At 69.0% G+C, this 17,530-nt stretch carries 15 protein-coding genes; 8 read left to right on the top strand and 7 right to left on the bottom strand.

All coding sequences use genetic code 11. The features are described from left to right. Window positions 1–75 precede the first annotated feature (75 nt). On the top strand, window positions 76–1,305 hold the full coding sequence (locus ATK30_RS00295; RefSeq protein WP_244194444.1) for an acyl-CoA dehydrogenase family protein: 1,230 nt from the start codon (window positions 76–78) through the stop codon (window positions 1,303–1,305). Between the two features lie 94 nt (window positions 1,306–1,399). Here ATK30_RS00295 and ATK30_RS00290 read toward each other — a convergent pair whose 3' ends face one another. The 3 genes from ATK30_RS00290 to ATK30_RS00280 form a co-directional block, all read right to left on the bottom strand. Further along, window positions 1,400–2,305, bottom strand: coding sequence for an NmrA family NAD(P)-binding protein (locus ATK30_RS00290; protein ID WP_158242410.1), 906 nt, complete (start codon window positions 2,303–2,305; stop codon window positions 1,400–1,402). A 118-nt stretch (window positions 2,306–2,423) separates the two neighbouring features. Beyond that, the gene (locus ATK30_RS00285) at window positions 2,424–3,965 is read right to left on the bottom strand and encodes an acyl--CoA ligase family protein (protein WP_244194443.1); all 1,542 of its coding nucleotides are present in this window, start codon (window positions 3,963–3,965) and stop codon (window positions 2,424–2,426) included. Between the two features lie 31 nt (window positions 3,966–3,996). Next, window positions 3,997–5,490, bottom strand: a complete 1,494-nt coding sequence (locus tag ATK30_RS00280; RefSeq protein WP_101433717.1) for an alpha/beta hydrolase — start codon at window positions 5,488–5,490, stop codon at window positions 3,997–3,999. Between the two features lie 231 nt (window positions 5,491–5,721). Between ATK30_RS00280 and ATK30_RS00275 the strand changes: the two genes are divergently transcribed. Further along, window positions 5,722–6,714, top strand: coding sequence for an LLM class flavin-dependent oxidoreductase (locus ATK30_RS00275; RefSeq protein ID WP_101433716.1), 993 nt, complete (start codon window positions 5,722–5,724; stop codon window positions 6,712–6,714). Between the two features lie 162 nt (window positions 6,715–6,876). Here ATK30_RS00275 and ATK30_RS44920 read toward each other — a convergent pair whose 3' ends face one another. Together ATK30_RS44920 and ATK30_RS00270 are read right to left on the bottom strand one after the other, a co-directional pair. Next, window positions 6,877–7,014 carry a hypothetical protein gene (locus ATK30_RS44920; protein ID WP_158242409.1) on the bottom strand — a complete coding sequence of 46 codons (138 nt, stop codon included), beginning with the start codon at window positions 7,012–7,014 and terminating at the stop codon, window positions 6,877–6,879. Then, complete coding sequence (locus ATK30_RS00270) at window positions 6,995–7,594, bottom strand: TetR/AcrR family transcriptional regulator (protein WP_101433715.1); 600 nt, start codon at window positions 7,592–7,594, stop codon at window positions 6,995–6,997. The genes ATK30_RS44920 and ATK30_RS00270 overlap by 20 nt, the downstream gene beginning before the upstream one ends. 97 nt (window positions 7,595–7,691) lie before the next feature. Here ATK30_RS00270 and ATK30_RS00265 point away from each other — a divergent pair, with 97 nt between their 5' ends. Further along, window positions 7,692–8,849, top strand: a complete 1,158-nt coding sequence (locus ATK30_RS00265; RefSeq protein ID WP_101433714.1) for an epoxide hydrolase family protein — start codon at window positions 7,692–7,694, stop codon at window positions 8,847–8,849. A 160-nt stretch (window positions 8,850–9,009) separates the two neighbouring features. Here the strand turns inward: ATK30_RS00265 and ATK30_RS00260 are convergent, their stop codons facing one another. Both ATK30_RS00260 and ATK30_RS00255 read right to left on the bottom strand, forming a co-directional pair. Beyond that, on the bottom strand, window positions 9,010–10,596 hold the full coding sequence (locus ATK30_RS00260) for a sialidase family protein (protein WP_101433713.1): 1,587 nt from the start codon (window positions 10,594–10,596) through the stop codon (window positions 9,010–9,012). Between the two features lie 402 nt (window positions 10,597–10,998). Then, window positions 10,999–11,688 (bottom strand): TetR/AcrR family transcriptional regulator, encoded by a 690-nt coding sequence (locus ATK30_RS00255; protein WP_158242408.1) that lies wholly within the window; start codon window positions 11,686–11,688, stop codon window positions 10,999–11,001. A 130-nt stretch (window positions 11,689–11,818) separates the two neighbouring features. On the opposite strand from ATK30_RS00255, the gene ATK30_RS00250 reads away from it, so the two are divergent. Genes ATK30_RS00250 through ATK30_RS00230 form a run of 5 tightly spaced genes read left to right on the top strand, consistent with a single transcriptional unit; the run spans window position 11,819 to window position 17,512 of the window. Then, window positions 11,819–13,030: a lipid-transfer protein gene (locus ATK30_RS00250; RefSeq protein ID WP_244194442.1), complete on the top strand. Its 1,212-nt coding sequence runs from the start codon at window positions 11,819–11,821 to the stop codon at window positions 13,028–13,030. Between the two features lie 43 nt (window positions 13,031–13,073). Beyond that, entirely contained in the window at window positions 13,074–13,508 is a 435-nt protein-coding gene (locus ATK30_RS00245; RefSeq protein WP_101433710.1) for a type II toxin-antitoxin system Rv0910 family toxin, read from the top strand. 14 nt (window positions 13,509–13,522) lie between these two features. Then, the gene (locus tag ATK30_RS00240; RefSeq protein ID WP_101433709.1) at window positions 13,523–14,383 is read left to right on the top strand and encodes a MaoC/PaaZ C-terminal domain-containing protein; all 861 of its coding nucleotides are present in this window, start codon (window positions 13,523–13,525) and stop codon (window positions 14,381–14,383) included. A gap of 22 nt (window positions 14,384–14,405) precedes the next feature. Next, a complete protein-coding gene (locus ATK30_RS00235) occupies window positions 14,406–15,275 on the top strand; it encodes an SDR family oxidoreductase (protein WP_101433708.1) in 870 nt (289 codons plus the stop codon). An 11-nt stretch (window positions 15,276–15,286) separates the two neighbouring features. Further along, window positions 15,287–17,512 carry an acyl-CoA dehydrogenase gene (locus tag ATK30_RS00230; protein ID WP_101433707.1) on the top strand — a complete coding sequence of 742 codons (2,226 nt, stop codon included), beginning with the start codon at window positions 15,287–15,289 and terminating at the stop codon, window positions 17,510–17,512. Window positions 17,513–17,530: the final 18 nt, after the last annotated feature.

The following is a 17,530-nucleotide window of genomic DNA, read 5'->3' as shown; positions in this document are numbered from 1 at the left end:
CGTTCAGCATTGACTAATGAGTCTCATTACGCAACTGTGAAGGTAGACACGATGTTGTGGCGATCGGGAGGCGTGATGGCGATGCCGCGGACCGAACCCGGCGGCGCGGCGTTCCGCGCCCGCGTCCGGGAGTTCGCCGAGGCGATGGTCCCCGCGGACTGGCAGGGGATCGGCGGCATGGACGCGGCGGCCCGGGCCCGCTTCCGGTCCGAGGTCCGCGCCGGGCTGGCCGAACGCGGCTGGGTCGCGCCGCTCTGGCCGGTGGAGTACGGCGGCGCCGGGCTGACCGCCGCGGAACTGGTCGTGCTGGTGGACGAGCTGTCCGCGGCCGGGATCCCGTTCGGTTCCGACAACGACAGCTTCGGCGTCAGCATGCTGGGCAACACCATGCTGCGCTGGTCCCCGCCCGCCCTGCTCAGCCGCTTCCTGCCCCGGATCGCTTCCGGCGAATACGTTTTCGCGCAGGGATTCTCCGAACCGGGCGCCGGGTCCGACCTGGCCGCACTGGCTCTGCGCGCCGAACTCGACGGCGACCGCTGGGTGCTCACCGGGCAGAAGCTGTGGTCCTCCGGAGCGCACCTGGCGAACTGGATGTTCGTCCTCGCCCGGACCAACCGCGCCGCGCCGCCGCACCGGGGCATCAGCATGCTTCTCGTGCCGCTCGGCCAGCCCGGCGTCGAGATCCGCCCGATCCGCAACATCACCGGCGACACCGACTTCAACGAGGTGTTCTTCGACGGCGCGGTGACCGACCGGGAGCTGGTGGTCGGCGAGGTGGACCAGGGCTGGCGGGTGGCCATGACGCTGCTCGGTTTCGAACGCGGCGAGACCGCCCTGCACGCGCCGATCCGGTTCCGGAACGAGCTGGACCGGCTTCTCGGCCTGATCCGCGACCGCGGGCTGGACAGCGACCCCGACATCCGGCAGCGCGCGGCCTGGTGCCACGTCCAGGTGGAACAGCTGCGCTGCCACGGCCTGCGCACGGCCCGGCAGCTGATCGACGGCGAGGAGCCGGGTCCGCGGGCGGCGGTGTTCAAGCTGCTGTGGAGCGAGTACCACCAGGCGGTCACCGAACTCGCGCTCGACGTGCTCGGCCTCGACGCGCTGGCTCCGTCCGGACGCCGCTCGCCGAACTGGTACCACACCGACGATCCCGGCGCGCCCAACTCGTCCGCGTCCTGGTCGAGCGTCTACCTGAACGCCCGAGCCGGCACCATCTACGCGGGCTCATCGCAGGTGCAGCGCGGCATCGTCGGGGAGCTGCTGCTCGGTCTGCCCAAGGAGCCCCGGCCCGGGTCGCCGTAGCGGCCGCAGGGAACCAGATCTCGACGACGTGGTGAGACTCGCAAGCGATGCCGGGCTCGCGCCCCTTCGCACTGCGTAATTCCCGAGACGGCCGTCAGCGGGAAGGCGGGACCTCCGGCGGTGCGAGGACGGCGAAATGACGGCGAAGGAAGTCTTCGATGCCGCGAGGCGGATGACCGGTGAGCTGGCGGACCGAGTCGTTCGGAGTGCGGTAGACCGAGTGCCGGTTCAGTTCGTCGATGCCGAGCAGGAGATCGATCCGCCACGCCGGAAGGCCGGCGTTTTCCAGCTGGTGCCGTCGTTCCCGGGTCGATACCGCGTCGTAGACGATCGTGCGGCCGGTGACGGCGGAGATCGCGCGGGCGACGTCGGGCCAGCTGAGGGCGTCGGGTCCGGTGAGGAGGTGGGTTCCGCCTCGTTGGGCGGGGTCGCGGAGCACTTGGACCACCGCGTCGACGACGTCTTCGGAGTCGATCAGCGCGTTGACGCCGTCGGGTGCCGTGCCAGTCCAGCGGCCTTTTTCGCGGATGAACGCCGCGCCGACGAGCACCAGGTCCATGAACGACGTCGGACTGATGAGGGTGTGCGGGATCTGGCTTTCCGCAAGGTAGTCCTCGATCTCGGCGTGGACGCGAAGGACGGACGAGACCGCGTCGTGGGCTGCCAACGCGGCCGACAGTTTGACGAGGTGGCCGAGTGAAGCCTGCCGGGCCGCGTCGATGACCTGTCGCTCGAGATCCGCTTGGGCCGGGCTGCTTCCGACTGCAAGGAACCCGACGGCGGCCCGGGACATGGCACGGCGCATCGTCTCGTCGTTGGCGAGTTCGCCGACGAACAAGTCGCGGTAGGCGGGGCGGCCGTGCTCGTCGACCAGGACGCGCTGGGCCTTGGCCGCGTCGCGCACGAGCACATCGGGCGGGTCGCCCGCGGCAGCAAGCCTCGCCGCGACGCGGCTCGCGACCCGCCCGTTGGCGGCGACGATCAGTGTCCTGTGCTCCATGATCATGCTCCCGCAGGCGAAGGGACGGCTGTCTCGAACAGCCAGGCGGACAGTGCCGGTCTCGCGAATACGCGCAGATCGCTTTCCCGGGAATCGGTGCGGCGAGACAGCAGGGTGATCAGTCGAGGTTGCGCAACCGGAACTTCTGGATCTTGCCCGTCGCGGTTTTCGGAAGTTCGCGGAAGTAGACGCGGCGCGGCGCCTTGAACCGGGCGATCCGTGCGCGGACATGTTCGATGAGCTCCGCCTCGGTGACCGACTGTCCGGGCGCGAGGGTCACGAACGCGGTGACGATCTCGCCCCACTCGTCGTCGGGCTGGCCGACGACGGCGCTTTCCAGTACTGCCGGATGGGCGTCGATCGCTTGCTCCACCTCGACGGATGTGATGTTCTCGCCGCCGGAGATGATCACGTCCTTCGACCGGTCGCGGAGTTCGAGGTAACCGTCAGGATGGATCACGCCCAGGTCGCCGCTGCGGAACCACCCGTCGCACGTGGCGGCCAAGGTCGCTTCGTCGTCCTTGTAGTAGCCCAGCATCACGTTGTTGCCGCGCAACTGGATTTCGCCGACGGTCTTGCCGTCGTGCGGAACCTCGCGCCCGTCCGCCCACACCCTGATCGGCTCGCTCACCACGTTGCCGACACCCTGACGTGCCTTGAGAACGGCTTTGGCTTCGGCGTCCAGCGAGTTCCATTCCGGACGCCAGTCGCAGATCGCGGCCGGCCCGTAGGTCTCGGTCAACCCGTACACCTGCATGACGTCGAAGTTGAGCGCGCCGAGGCGGGCCAGCAACGTCGGCGAAGGAGGGGCCCCGCCGGTTGTCACCGAGATCGGCAGCGCCGGCGCGACGCTCGGCGGTTCGGCGGCGAGCCGCATCAGGACGGTCGGCGCGCCGCTGAGATGGGTCACGCCGTGCTCGGCGATCGCGTTCCACACGGTGGCGGGATCGGGTCTGCGAACGAGGATGTGCTGTCCGCCCGCCGCGGTGACCGCCCAGGGGAAACACCATCCGTTGCAGTGAAACATCGGCACCGTCCACAGGTAGCGCGACGAGGCGTCGAGCCGTACGTGGTTCATCATCGCGAGCGCCTGCAGGAACGCGCCCCGGTGGGAGTACTTGACGCCTTTGGGCCGGCCCGTGGTCCCGCTGGTGTAGTTGATCGACAGCACCGAATACTCGTCCTCGACGGGCAGCTGGACCGGCGGTGCGTTCTCGAGGAGATCTTCGAACGATTCCCCGGCCGGACCGCCGCAGAGGATCAGCTGGGGACGTCCGGCGGCACAGGCGAGTGCTTCCTTGGCCAGCGTCGCCAGCTCGGCGTCGACAAGAAGGACCTTCGAGCCCGCGTGATCGACGATGTAGGCGATCTCCTGCGGGCTGAGCCGCGTGTTGATCGTGTTCAGGATCGCTCCGGCCCAGGGGACTCCGAAGTGTGCTTCGAGCATGGCGCCGCTGTTGGGAGCCAGCACCGAAACCCGGTCCCCGGGCTTGACGCCCAGGCCCACGAGCGCGCCGGCGAATCGGCGGCATCGATCGAACATGTCCGCGTAGGTAAGGCTTTTGCCCGCCTCCATGACCGCCGTCCGGTCGCCGTGGACCGTGGCGGCCCTCTGCAGGAACGCGGTCGGCGTAACGGGGACCCGTCCGAACCCGATCACGAGACTGATCCTTCCGGTAGCGGGGACAAAGTCATGCGGTGGTGTCGACGGTGACCGTGACGGCTCCGTCCGACGGGTCGAGTTGCAGCGTGAGCCGTCCGGCGCCGTCGGCGACGATGTCGCTGTTTTCCGGACTGCTGCCGGGTTTGGCGATGCCGACGCGGTAGGTGCGGCCCGGCGTGAACGCGGCGGGGGTCGTCACCTGCGCTGGGCTTTCCGCGCTCACGGTGAACGAGCCGGCGTCGAGTCGTGCGTCGGTGAGGGTGACGAACGCCGGCGTGGTGCTCGACCGGGAAACGGTGTAGCCCCAAGCGGAAAAGGTCTGGTAGGCGTTCTTGTAGTTGACCTTTTCCGGCGTGGGCACTGTGCTGGCGAACAGGGCGTTCGCTTGCGGGACGATGACATCGGCGTAGACGCGGTGGTTGTTCGCGCCGTGGATGCCGGATGCGCGGAACTGCTCGGCCTGGACGCCGGCCGCGGCGAGTTGCGGGACGGATTCGTCGGCGGAGCGGCGCATTTGCGTTTCGGTGAGGGTCGCTGCCGGGTTGGTGAGGGCCGGGTAGCGGGTGCAGTCGGCCGCGCCCTCGGCGTCGGTGGGAGGAGCGCACGCGTCGCCCGCACTCAGCATCAGATGACCGCCTGTGCCGGCCCAGTTTCCCGCGAGGTCCTTGGGATTGACGTTGCGCCACTCGACATTGTCCGTCAGCGATGTTCCGTAGCCTTGGTCGCGGAAGTAGCCGTTGGCCTCCACCCATGGGTTCCAGTACGGGTCGTCGACGACGTCGAACGGTCCGCTGATGGCGCCGACGTAGGAAAACTCGTCGGGGTGGCGGAAACCCAGGACCTCGGCGGCGCCCCCACCCATGGAGAAGCCGATGACGCCGCGCCCGCCGCGGTCGGTGCGGGCGTTGAAGATCGCTTCGGTGAGCGGGATGATCTCCTTCATGACCACCGTCTCGGCCGGGACGGTGCTCGCGGTGAGCGGTGGCGCCTGAAGAGCGCCGGGCTTGCCGTCCGTCCACATGCAGGTGTGGCACCAGCTGCGGCTCGGATCGGTGTCCGGGGCCACCACGATGAAGTTCGCGCGGCCGGCCTGCGACGGGAAGTCCTCGAGCTTCGTCTGGGTGAAGCCGCCGCCCGAGCCGACCATGTTCAGCAGCGATTCGTAGCTGGTCACCGGCGCCAGGCTGGGGTTGTCGAGAGAGGGAACCACGGTGCCGTGCAGGTAGTACATCACTGGTGCCGCACCGCCGGTGGGCGAATAGGAATCGGGCAGGTAGACGGAATTCTCGGTGCGTTCGCCCAGCGCCGGGCTGTCGTAGGACAGCGTGAGCGCACCCGGTTCGCTCGTGCTGGCGCCCAGGGTCACGTTCCAGTTCGAGTAGGGCGCCGGGAGCGCTGCGACCGCTGCTTGCGCGGCGGCGATCGGGCTGGGTTCGGCCGCGGTCGCCGCGGCGGGCGCGAGCGCGGCCAGCACCGCGACCGATCCGGCGATGGCGAGCCGGTGCCTTCGTCGAAACGTCATTGTTCCGTCTCCTTGTCGTCGACGAGGGCCACCCTCATCGAGAGACTGAACCGTAGCTAGCTTAGCTACGTCGCACAAGTTCAGATTCGGCGGTCATTAAGTGGAAAGCAGGTGTGTCACGCACAGACTCGCCGATTGCCTTGACGTATGCAATGCTGGTATGCCTATTTCCCTGCGGCCCGGCGCCTGCCGGTTCGACAACGACGTCACCGAACTCGCCGAAGGAACACCATGCGCATCTCCTGCGTCCTCGCCCCGACCCTCCTCTCGCCGGAGCACATCGCGGTCGCCGAACGGCTCGGCTACGAGCGGGCCTGGCTCTTCGACACGCCCCAGCAGAGTCCCGACGTCTGGATGACCCTCGGGCGCGCCGCCGAGCTGACCGGCACGATCGGGCTCGGACCCGGTGTTCTCGTCCCCAGCTTGCGGCACCCCATGTCCGCCGCGGCGGCTACGGCGACGCTCGCGTCCCGTGCGCCCGGGCGCGTCGCCGTGGCGTTCGGCACCGGCTTCACCGGCCGCAGCGCCATGGGGCAGAAGGGCCTCCCGTGGTCGGCGGTCGCCGCCTACGTGCGCGCATACCGCGGCCTGATCCGCGGCGAGACGGTGACCTGGGACGGCGCGCCGATCAAGATGCTCACCTCGCCGGACCGCCTCGACCGGGCCGCGGCCGACGTTCCGATCCTGATCTCGGCCCTCGGCCCGAGGGGCGAGCAGGTCACCAAGGACCTCGATGTCGACGGCATCATGTCCTTCGGCCAGGTTCCGGCCGGCATGAAGGACTTCACGTGGGGCTCCCTGTTCATCGGGGGCACCGTGCTGGAGGGCGACGAGCCGGTCGACGCCGACCGGGTCAAGGAGACTGCCGGACCGGCGTGGTCCATCGCCTATCACGTCGGCATGGAGTTCATGGGCGGCCTTGACGCGGTCCGCACCATGCCGGGAGGCGAAGCCTGGGCGGCACGGATCGAGAAGACTCCTGAGCCGGAGCGTCATTTCGCCGTGCACGACGGTCACCTGATGCGTCTCAACGAGGCCGACGAGGCTGCCTGGAACGCGGGCGGTCACGCGATGCTCAAAGACGTGACGCTTACCGGGAGTCCGGCGGAGATCCGCGAAAGGGTCGCGGCTTACGCCGAGCAGGGCGTCACCGAACTCGGGTTCCAGCCGTGCGGTGCGCAGATCGAGCGCGAGCTGGAGAAGTTCATGGAGGCGGTCGGCTGACCGCCGCCGGCGCCGGGTGGCGTCGGCGGAGACTTCGGTTCGCTTTTCGTGCCAGGGATCCGGCATTGTCCACAAGGGATTCTTTGGGGGCGAGTATGCGGCGAAGCAGGAGAGAAGCCCGAGCTTCCGCGAAACGCTTGAACTGGCCGAGAACGAGACCTGTCAAGGGAAGACCGCCCGCAGGAGCAGCTCTCGTAGCCGGTCCACTGCGGCGTGTGCCGCCACCGGGTTGCCGAGGGCCACCAGCCGGATGACCACCTCGTCGAGGGTCTGCTGCGGGTCAGGGTTGTTCGTCCGCAAGAGCGACGGCGCGCTTCTCGGGGACTCCCAGCAGCAGCAGGCTCGTGATCGTCGCCGCTCGGGCACCGAGGGACTCGTTCGACCGGTCGCTGTCCGCGATGGAGAACACGATGCCGTAGGCGAGCTGGCTCAGAATGTCCGCGGGCAAGTGCCGTGCGAACACCTTGCTGTCCTGGCCCCGCTTCACGAGGTCGGCGAGCAGTTCGTCGAGTGGCCCGAGCAGGCCGTGGATCGCCTCGCCGTACTCGCCGCGGCGCAAAGCCAGCAGCACGCGGTACCGGTGCGCCACCGGCCAGACGCGGCTGACGAATTCGACCCATGTCGCGTCCGCTTTCGCGGCGGAGGCGTCGGCTTCGGCGAGCACCGCTGTCATCTCGGCGACGGCCCGTTCGGTGAGTGTCCGGATCAGGTCGAGGCGCGAGGGGAAGTGGCCGTAGACGGTGCGGCGGACGACGCCGGCGGCGGAGGCGATGTCGCCCATGCCGGCGTCGGGATTCTCTCCCAGCAGGTCGAGGGCGACGTCGAGGATGCGCTCGCGGGTCTCGTTCGTCGAGCGCGCGCGGGAGGACTCGGCAGGCACTCCGCCATCATTGCACACTGGTGTGCAATGGCGTAGGTTGCACACCAGTGTGCAATGAAGAGTTGCGCTGTGCTTCGACGTTCAGGAGAAGAAGCCCATGACCGCACCGACGTCGCCGGCTCTCGTCCGCCCGTTTGCCGTCTCGATCCCGGATGAGGAGATCGACGAGCTGAAGCAGCGGCTGGCCAGAACTCGATGGCCGGATCCGGAAACGGTGGACGACTGGTCGCAAGGCGTTCGCGTGGAGAACGCCAGAGCGCTCGTCGGCTACTGGGAGCACGGCTACGATTGGCGGCGTTTCGAGGCCGAACTCAATCGCTACCCGCAGTTCCTGACCGAGATCGACGGACTGGACATCCATTTCGTCCACGTCAGGTCCCGGAATCCCGGTGCGCTGCCGCTGCTGCTCACGCACGGATGGCCGGGCTCGATCGCCGAGTTCCTGAAACTGATCGGACCGCTGATCGACCCGGTTTCGTTCGGCGGGGACGCCGCCGATTCCTTCGACGTCGTCATCCCGTCGCTCCCCGGATTCGGGTTCTCCCAAAAGCCCGCGGAAACCGGGTGGACGGTGTCGCGCATCGCCAGCGCGTGGGCGGAGCTGATGAAGCGTCTCGGCTACCCGAGGTGGGCCGCGCAAGGCGGGGATTGGGGCGCGGTCGTCACCACTGCTCTCGGGGCCATGCAGCCGGAAGGGCTTCTCGGAATTCACCTGAACACCCAATACGCTTTTCCCGCACAGATTCCCGACAGCTTGTCGCCCGAACAGCGCCACGCGGTCGAGACCCTCGCCCGCTACACCGGCGAGCTCGGCGGGTCGAACCACCTGCAGGGCACGAAACCGGAGACCGCCGGATTCGCGCTGGCGGACTCTCCCGCTGGCCAGGCCGCCTGGATTTACGAGAAGTTCCAGTCCAAGACCGACAACGACGGGCTCGCCGAGGAGGCCCTCGGCGTCGACGACATGCTCGACGCGATCTCCCTTTACTGGTTCACCAACACCGCGGCGTCGTCCGCCCGCATTTACTGGGAGAACCGATCGGCCACCTTCGCTGGCCCGAAGCTGACTCTTCCGGTCGCGGTGACTGTCTTCCCGCGGGACATCCCGCGCTTGCCGCGAAGCTGGATAGAAGACACCTACCGCAATCTGATCCACTACGGCGAGGCCGAGAAGGGCGGGCATTTCGCGGCCTGGGAACAGCCTGAAATCCTGGTCCGCGAAATCCGCACCGGCCTGCGGTCCCTTCGTTCTTGACGCACGCATTCCGGCAGCAGGTCGTGCCGGTTGACGCTCCCTTCTGCGGATTGTTCCGCAGTGCGGGCAGGCCGCCTCGTTCGAGGCGAGCCTGCCCGCACTGCGCGGAAAGACCTCCATTTCGCTGGCGTCGGGACAGGGGCTGCCGCGACGGGTGTGGTTAATGCACCGAGTTGCTGAAAATGTCCGAGCGGCCCGCGGTCGCGATCGGCTGGGACATTCCGTAGAACGGCGTGAACGACGTGCCTCGGCGGGCGAGTCCGGTGTAGTCGCCCAGGAAGTAGCCGCCCGCGTCCGGGGCGGTGGTGTAGTCGAACGATCCGGTGGAGGACAGCCTGGTCTGGCCGCCCGCGGTCCACGACGCCGGGTTGGTGCAGTCGGTCGTGGTCGCGTGGCAGTGCACGACATAGGCGTCGGCCAGGCCGGGCTGGGCTGCGGTCGCGTTCTGCAGGTCGTAGTAGGTCAGTCCGACGGTGCCGTCGGCCGACACCTGGATCTGCGGCACGAACGCCGGGGTGCTGCCGGGCGACTGGTCGGCGCGGATGGTGGTGCTCCAGGTGAGGCCGCCGTCCGTGGACTGCGCGAAGGCGATCTTCGACGTGCCGTTGGCGAACCGGCCGTCCTGCCACACGGCGTAGATCGCGCCGGTGACCGGGTTCGCGGCGAACTCGGGCAGGTCGTCGCTCGAGCGGACCGGGTGCCCGGCGATCGACACCGGTGCGACCTGCTGGACGTCGATTCCGATGGCGTCGGACCAGGTCGTGCCGCCGTCAGTGGAGCGGACGAGGGCGGCGGTGGAGGTGGAGTTGCCCGCGCAGTGCTGTCCGCCGTGCGTGTACAGGCACTTGCCGCCCTTGTTGGTGATCAGGTTGAAACCGTCGATCAGCACGCCTTTCGCCGGGCCGGTGGTGGGCACGACGATCTGGTTGCCGATGGTCTGGTCGTTCTGCCCGGGGTCGTAGATGATCCGCCCGGGGCTCCACGTCGCGCCCTGGTCGGCGGTCGAAGAGAAGTACGACGGTCCGCGGTAGGCGATGCTGTGCAGGAACGCGTCGGGATTGGCGTGCGACTGCGGGGAGACGAGCTGGTCCCAGACCGCGTACGCGCTGGCGGACTTGAGCGGGTCGGCGGTCACCGACTCCTTGTCGTTGAGGACGGTGTCCGACCGGTCCAGCCGGGCGGTGACGGGTTGCTGCCAGGTGGTTCCGCCGTCGAGGGAGCGGCTGATCATGATCGAGCTGGCGCCGCCGAATGCGGGGCCGCCGGTGTCGAACGAGTCGGCGATCGAGTAGACGACCTTGCCGTCGGCGGAGAAACTGACCCAGGGGTCGGTGGAGCGCATGAAGTAGCCGGGCGAGCCCGGCGCGGCGCCGGCGCAGCGCGAGAACGCCGGTTGCGTCGCGGCGAGCGACCAGGTCGCGCCGCCGTCGTGCGAGACGACGTTCGTCAGGCCGTTCGAGCCGCCGTCGTTCCAGCGGTCCTGCTGGAACGAGCCGACCAGGTGGTCCGGATCCGTCGGGTCCGCCGCTATCTGCGGTTCCACTTCGGAACCGGGGTAGTTGACGCTGCCGGCCGCGGTCTGCTGCGCGACGAGCGCCGAACACGCGCCGGCGAGCGGTTTGTCCGGCGACTGGACCGGCGGCGAGGCCGCGAGCGGCCCGGCCGACGCCAGGCCGGCTCCGGCGAGGACGGCGAGCATGCTGGATCCCAGCACGAACGCGCGACGGGAGGAACGAGACGCAGTCATCGTGACACCTCTCCGTGGGACGGGGGAGACGGTCCGCGCGGTCCCACGTCGGAGGCGGACCATGAGGGAGTCGTTCGCCGGAGGCGCGGTCGTTACATGATCGCGCCGAATGAGGGATGGGTTGCGCCGCAACGATCTTCGCCCAAGATCGTCTAGTGTGGACGGTTCGCGGTCCGGAGGGGTTTTCCCCGCCGGAGCCGGGCCTCCGGTTCGCCACGGGGGAGACGGTCAGCATCGGCTCGGGCCGGTCAAGCGATGCCGTCGACGACCAGGGCACGGCCTTCTGGCGTGCCGCCGGAAAATTTGTCCGTCATGGGTGTTTCGACGATGCCTGGGCGGATCGCGGTGCTCTTTCTGCGTGCGCCTTGGGCCCACTGGCCGCGCCGGAATTCCCTCCGCCCCTCACCGGAGCGCGTCGTCCAGCCCGATGCCCGTCCCGGCCGCCCGGGCTGTGGTTTCGATCAGGGCGCACGCCGCGTTCGTGAGGAATTCGCCGAGCGCTTCGGCGGTGCTCCGGGACTCCGGGTGCGCGACCCAGCGGTTGACGACGCTGTCGACCAGGCCGACGAGCCCGAACGCCAGGTTGTCCGCCGTCCCTTGGGGTTGCCCGTCGCCCTCGCCGCGGGACAGCAGAGTCTCCGAGATGAGCGCGCTGACGTTGAGGGCGATGGCGGTCTTCGTCCCGGTCACCGCGCGCGAGCCGACCGACCGGCGGGTCGCCGAGCCCAGGCTGAGGAACAGGTGCAGGTGCGGATGCCGGGTCACCCAGTCCACATAGGTCTCGATCGCCGCGCGCACCGCTTCCCGGATGGTGCCGCTCGGCGCGAGCGCCGGGGAGATCGATTCCATCAGGTCGTCGATGATGCGGCCGCGGATCTGCTCGTCGAGGTCGTCGCGGTCGCGGAACAGCCGGTAGACCACTGAGCGCGGGATCTCCGCCTCGGCGGCGATGGCCGCGACGCCGACGTCGCCGCCTTCCCGGTCGATGAGGTCGAGCGCCGCGGCGAGGAGCCGTTCATGGCGCGCGCTGCGGTGCTCGTCCCACCGGGTGTCCCGGCCGTCGCCGCTGCTCGCCAATTTCGGGGCCTTCATCGACCGGATCCTAACGCCGCGAGCCCGCGCAACCGGCGCGGCCCGGCACTTGACTGGACATGGTGTCCACCATAGATTGCCTTCGACAACGTGTCCAAGGTAGATCGCGAAGCGAGATCGGAGGTGCTGCGTGGGCACCCAGGCCAGCAAGGTCTTCGTCGTCGGCGTCGGCATGACGAAATTCGAGAAGCCCGGCGCCCGCGAGTGGGACTACCCGGACATGGCCCGGGAGTCCGGGACGAAGGCGCTCGAGGACGCCGGGATCGAGTACGGAGAGGTCGAGCAGGCCTTCGTCGGCTACGTCTACGGCGAGTCGACGTCGGGGCAGCGGGCGGTGTACGAACTCGGCCTGACCGGCATCCCGATCGTCAACGTCAACAACAACTGCTCGACCGGGTCGACGGCGCTGTACCTGGCCGCGCAGGCGATCCGGGGCGGCCTCGCCGACTGCACGCTGGCGCTCGGGTTCGAGAAGATGCAGCCGGGTTCGCTCGGCTCGACCTTCGACGACCGCGAGCAGCCGATGATGCGCCACCTTCTCGCGCTGGCCGAGTTGCAGGAGTTCGCGATGCCGCCGGCGCCGTACATGTTCGGCGCGGCGGGCAAGGAGCACCAGGAGCGGTACGGCACGACGGACGAGCAGTTCGCCAAGGTCGGCGTGAAGAACCACCGGCATTCGGCGAACAATCCGTACGCGCAATTCCAGGACGTCTACACGCTCGAAGAGGTGCTGGCCTCGAAGCCCGTGTACGGCCCGCTGACCAAGCTGCAGTGTTCGCCGACGTCAGACGGTTCCGGCGCGGTCGTTCTCGCCAGTGAGGACTTCGTCGACCGGCACGGTCTCGCCGGGCAGGCGGTGGAAATCGTCGGCCAGTCGATGGTCACCGACATGAACAGCACCTTCGCCGACAAGTCGGCGATTTCGCTGGTGGGCGCGGACATGACGCGCAAGGCGGCCGCGAAGGTCTACGAGCAGGCCGGCCTCGGCCCGGCGGACCTCGACGTCATCGAACTGCACGACTGCTTCTCCGCCAACGAATTGCTCACCTACGAAGCACTCGGCCTGTGCGCCGAGGGCGACGCGGGCAAGCTCATCGACAACGACGACACGACCTACGGCGGCCGCTGGGTCGTCAATCCCTCCGGCGGCCTGATCTCGAAGGGCCACCCGCTCGGCGCCACTGGTCTCGCCCAGTGCAGCGAACTCACCTGGCAGTTGCGCGGCACTGCCGGCGCCCGTCAGGTCGAAGCGGCCGCGGGCAAGGACGGCGTCGCGTTGCAGCACAACATCGGTCTCGGCGGAGCGGTCGTGGTGACCGCGTACCGCAAGGCCGAGCACTGATCCGCAGCACTCATCCGTACCTGATTCAGCAAGGAGCACTGTCATGGCAAGCGTTTCCGTCACCCAGGCCCTCCCCGTCGACCCGCAGAAGGCGTGGGACGCGCTGTCCGACCTCGCGGGCTGGGAGAACTGGCTGAGCATCCACCAGAACTGGAAAAGCGAACTGCCGACCGAGGTCACCGAGGGCACCCGGGTCACCGAGGTCGTGTCCGTGATGGGCATGGCGAACAAAATCGAGTGGACCATCACGCACGTCGACGCCCCGCACACGGTCACCATCGCGGGCACCGGGATGGCCGGGGTCAAGGTCGAGTTCACCCTGTCGGTGGCACCCGCCGAAGGCGGCTCGACCGCGCAGATCGACGCGTCGTTCACCGGCACGATGATCGTCGGCCCGATCGGCAAGGCGGTCGCCAAGAACACCCAGGCCGACCTGGACGGTTCGCTGGCGAAGTTCGCGCAGCTCGTCGCGGCCTGAGCGGAGGCCGGGACATGACGGAACCGGTGTCCTTCACCGACTCCGGCCTCGGCGAGTGGACCGAAGAGCAGGTTTTCGAGGTCACCGCCGAACGCATCGCGGAGTACGCCGCGGCGACCAACGATCCGATTCCCGCACATCGCGCCGGGGAGATCGCACCGCCGGTTTTCGCGGTGGTGCCGACGTTCTTCTCGCTCGCGCCGGCGGCGCTGGAGGTCGCTCCGGTGTCGTTGCTGATGAAACTCGTGCACGGCGAGCAGGACTTCCACTTCCGCCGGCCGATCCGCCCCGGCGACGTGCTGACCACGCGGGCGCGCGCCACCGGTTACGCCGCGCTGAGCACCGGTTCGACGGTGACGGTCTACGCGGAAACCGTTGACGCGGCAGGCGAACTCGTCAACGAGCAGTGGCTGGCGGCGTTCTTCCGCGGCGTCAACGCGGGGGCCACCGCGGGCGAACAGGCTCCGCGGCACACGCTCGACGACGCGATCGCCGAGAAGCCGCCGCTCGCCGAGGTGACGCAGCACGTCGACGAGGACCAGACGTTCCGGTATTCGCCCGCGTCCGGCGATCCGATGCCGATCCACCTCGACGAGGAAATCGCGCGGCTGTCCGGATTGCCCGGGATCATCAATCACGGCTTGTGCACGATGGCGTTCACCTCCTGGGCCGCGCTCCGCGAGTTCGCGGACGGGGACGTCGGCCGCCTCAAGCGCCTCGCCGTGCGGTTCGCGAAGCCCGTGCTTCCCGGGCAGGACATCACCACCCGGTTCTGGGAGCTGTCCTCCGACTCCGCGGAGACCAGCTACGGCTTCGCCACCTCGGCGGGTTCCGACCTGGTGATCCGCGACGGGCTCGCCGTCGTCACCCGCTAATCCCTACGCGGAAGGAAATTTCATGGGCAGCTTGGCAGGCCGCGTCGCGATCGTCACCGGCGCGGGCCGGGGCATCGGCCGGGAGCACGCGTTGCTCCTCGCCCGGGAGGGCGCCAGCGTCGTGGTCAACGACCTCGGCGGAGCGAACGACGGCAGCGGCTCGGACGCCGGGCCCGCGCAGCAAGTGGTCGAGGAAATCACCGCGGACGGCGGGAAAGCCGTTGCCAACACCGACAACGTCGCGAGCTGGGACGGTGCGCGAGCCCTGGTCGACCAGGCGGTGCAGACGTTCGGCGGGCTGGACATCCTCGTCAACAACGCGGGCATCCTGCGCGACGCGTTCGTCGCGAGCATGACCGAGGAGCAGTGGGACGCCGTCATCACCGTGCATCTCAAGGGCCATGCCGCGCCGCTGCACCACGCGGCGGCTTACTGGAAGGCGCAAAGCAAAGCGGGCGCTGACCGCCAAGCGTCAGTGATCAACACCGCGTCCGCGTCCGGCACCTTCATGCCGAATGCCGGGCAGGCCAACTACGGTGCGGCCAAAGCGGGCATCGCCGCGCTGACGCTCGTCGCCGCGGACGAACTCGAACGGTACGGGGTGCGGGTCAACGCGATCGCGCCGGTCGCGCGGACCCGGCTGACCCTCGCCACTCCGGGCATGGGCGCGCTGTTCGCGGCGGAAGTGCCCGAGGGCGAGTTCGACGCCTTCCATCCGGCCAACATCTCGCCGCTGGTGGCCCGGCTGGCCGCGGCGGACTGCGCGGTGACCGGCAAGGTGTTCGCGGTGCAGGGCGGCGGGATCTCCGAACTCGCCGGCTGGCACGACGTCGCCACCGTCGAGTCCGAAGGCCCGTGGACCATCGCCGACATCGCCGACCGGATCGGCTGAGAGGACTTCCCGTGGCACGACAGCATTACGCACTCGGGCTCGGCCTGAGCGACGAGCACGTCGCCCTCGCGGACGCCGTCGCCGGATTCGCCGAGGACACCGTCACTTCCGAGCTGATCCGCCGCGACATCGACCGCGGCGCCGAGGAAAAGTTCCCGCCGTTCTGGCCGGCGCTGACCGAACTGGACCTGCTCGGCCTGCACGTTCCCGAGGACCGGGGCGGAGTGGGCGGCGGGCTGCTGACGCTCGCGGTGGCGCTCGAGGCTCTCGGCAGGTCTGGGGCTCCCGGCCCCTTCGTGCCGACAGTGCTGGCGTCCGCGCTGCTTGTTGCGGACGCGGGGAAAGCCGCCGACGAACTGGTGCCGCGGCTGATCGACGGGACCACGACCGCGGCTGTCGCGCTGGAGAGCTCGGGGATCGTCGAAGCCGCGTGGTCCGGTGATGTCGCGACAGTGCACGGCAGCTGGCAGGCAGTGCTCGGTGCCGAGCACGCCGATGTGCTGCTTCTTCCGTTGTGGCGCAACGGTGAACCGGTGTGGATCGCAGTGGACGCGGACGACGCTACGGTCACGCGCCAGGACTCGATCGACATCGTGCGCGGTTCGGCGCGGGTCGAGATCGCCGGTCTCGACGTCAGCAGCGAGCGGGTTCTCTCCCGACTCAGCCTGACGCGGGCGCGGTCGATCGCCGCCGTGGTGCTCGGTGCCGAAGCGGTCGGAGTGCTTTCCTGGTGCGTCGCCACCGCGTCGGAATACGCGAAGATGCGGGTGCAGTTCGGTCGGCCGATCGGGCAATTCCAAGGTGTCAAACACAAATGCGCGTGGATGGGCATCGCGCTGGAAAAGGCTCGCGCGGTGCTGTGGGACGCCGCCGTCGCGCTCGACAACGGCGACGAGAACGCCGGTTTCGCCGCGGCCGTCGCCGCCGTGGTGGTTCCGGACGCGGCGGTGCAGACCGCGCAGGACTGCATTCAAGTGCACGGCGGCATCGGCTTCACCTGGGAACACGACGCTCACCTCTATTACCGGCGCGCGCTCGCGTTGCGGAGCCTGCTCGGCTCGCGAGAGCAGCGGACCGAACGCGTTGCGGCGTACGCCCTCGACGGCGTGACGCGCGCGCTGGAGATCGAACTTCCCCCGGAAGCGGACGCCATTCGCGGCGCCGTCTCCGCGGAGCTGGCCGAGCTGGCCGGCCTCGACGAGGACGAGCTGCTCGTCCGGCTCGGCGACGACGGCTGGGTGCAGCCGCATCTGCCGCGCCCGTTCGGCCGGGACGCCTCGCCGCTGGAGCAGATCGTCATCGGCCAGGAACTGAAGGCGGCGGCCATCGACCTGCCGCAGTTGCTGATGGGCTCCTGGGCGGTCGGCGCGATCGCCGGGCACGGCACCGAAAAGCAGAAGGCCGAGCTGGTGGTGCCGACCCTCCGCGGCGACGTGGTGTGGTGCCAGCTGTTCAGCGAACCGGGCGCGGGCTCCGACCTGGCTTCGCTGACGACCCGGGCGGTCAAGGTCGAGGGCGGCTGGAAGGTCACCGGGCAGAAGATCTGGACGACCGTGGCGCAGTTCGCCGAATGGGCCATGCTGATCGCCCGCACCGACCCGGCGAAGCCCAAGCACGAGGGCATCACCTACTTCGTGCTCGACATGGCCACGCCCGGCGTGACGGTCCGCCCGCTGCGGGAGATGACCGGATCGGCGCTGTTCAACGAGGTTTTCCTGGAGGACGTGTTCATTCCGGACGAAAACGTCGTCGGCGCGGTCGACGACGGCTGGAAGGTCGCCCGGACCACGCTGGCCGGGGAACGCGTCGCGCTGAGCCAGAAAATGGAGGCCTACGCGACCGACGCCGACCTGCTGAAGTTCGCCCGCGGACGGCAACTCGGCCCGGTCGCCCGGCACCGGCTCGGCGAACTGGTCGCGGAAAGCCAGGCCGTCGATCTGATCAGCGTGCGGGTGGTGCTCAAACAGCTGTCCGGCGCCGACGTCAGCACCACGTCCAGCGTCGGCAAGCTCCTCGCGATGGGGCTCGGGCAGCAGATCGCCGAGTTCGTCGTCGAACAGCTGGGCGCCGCCGGAGCGGTCGCGGTCCCCGGCGAGCCCAGCGACAAGGCGATGGAACAGCTGCTGGCCGGCCGCGCCACCACCATTTACGGCGGGACCACGGAGGTCCAGCTCAACGTGATCGGCGAGCGGATGCTCGGCCTGCCACGCGACGCGGAACCCCAGGGAGTGGCATGAGCGGTCCGGCGGCCAGGG

The organism is Amycolatopsis echigonensis (assembly GCF_002846615.1).
Taxonomy (GTDB): domain Bacteria; phylum Actinomycetota; class Actinomycetes; order Mycobacteriales; family Pseudonocardiaceae; genus Amycolatopsis; species Amycolatopsis echigonensis.
The sequence above is the reverse complement of the archived record's forward strand: the minus strand, read 5'-3'. Positions and strand labels throughout refer to the sequence as shown.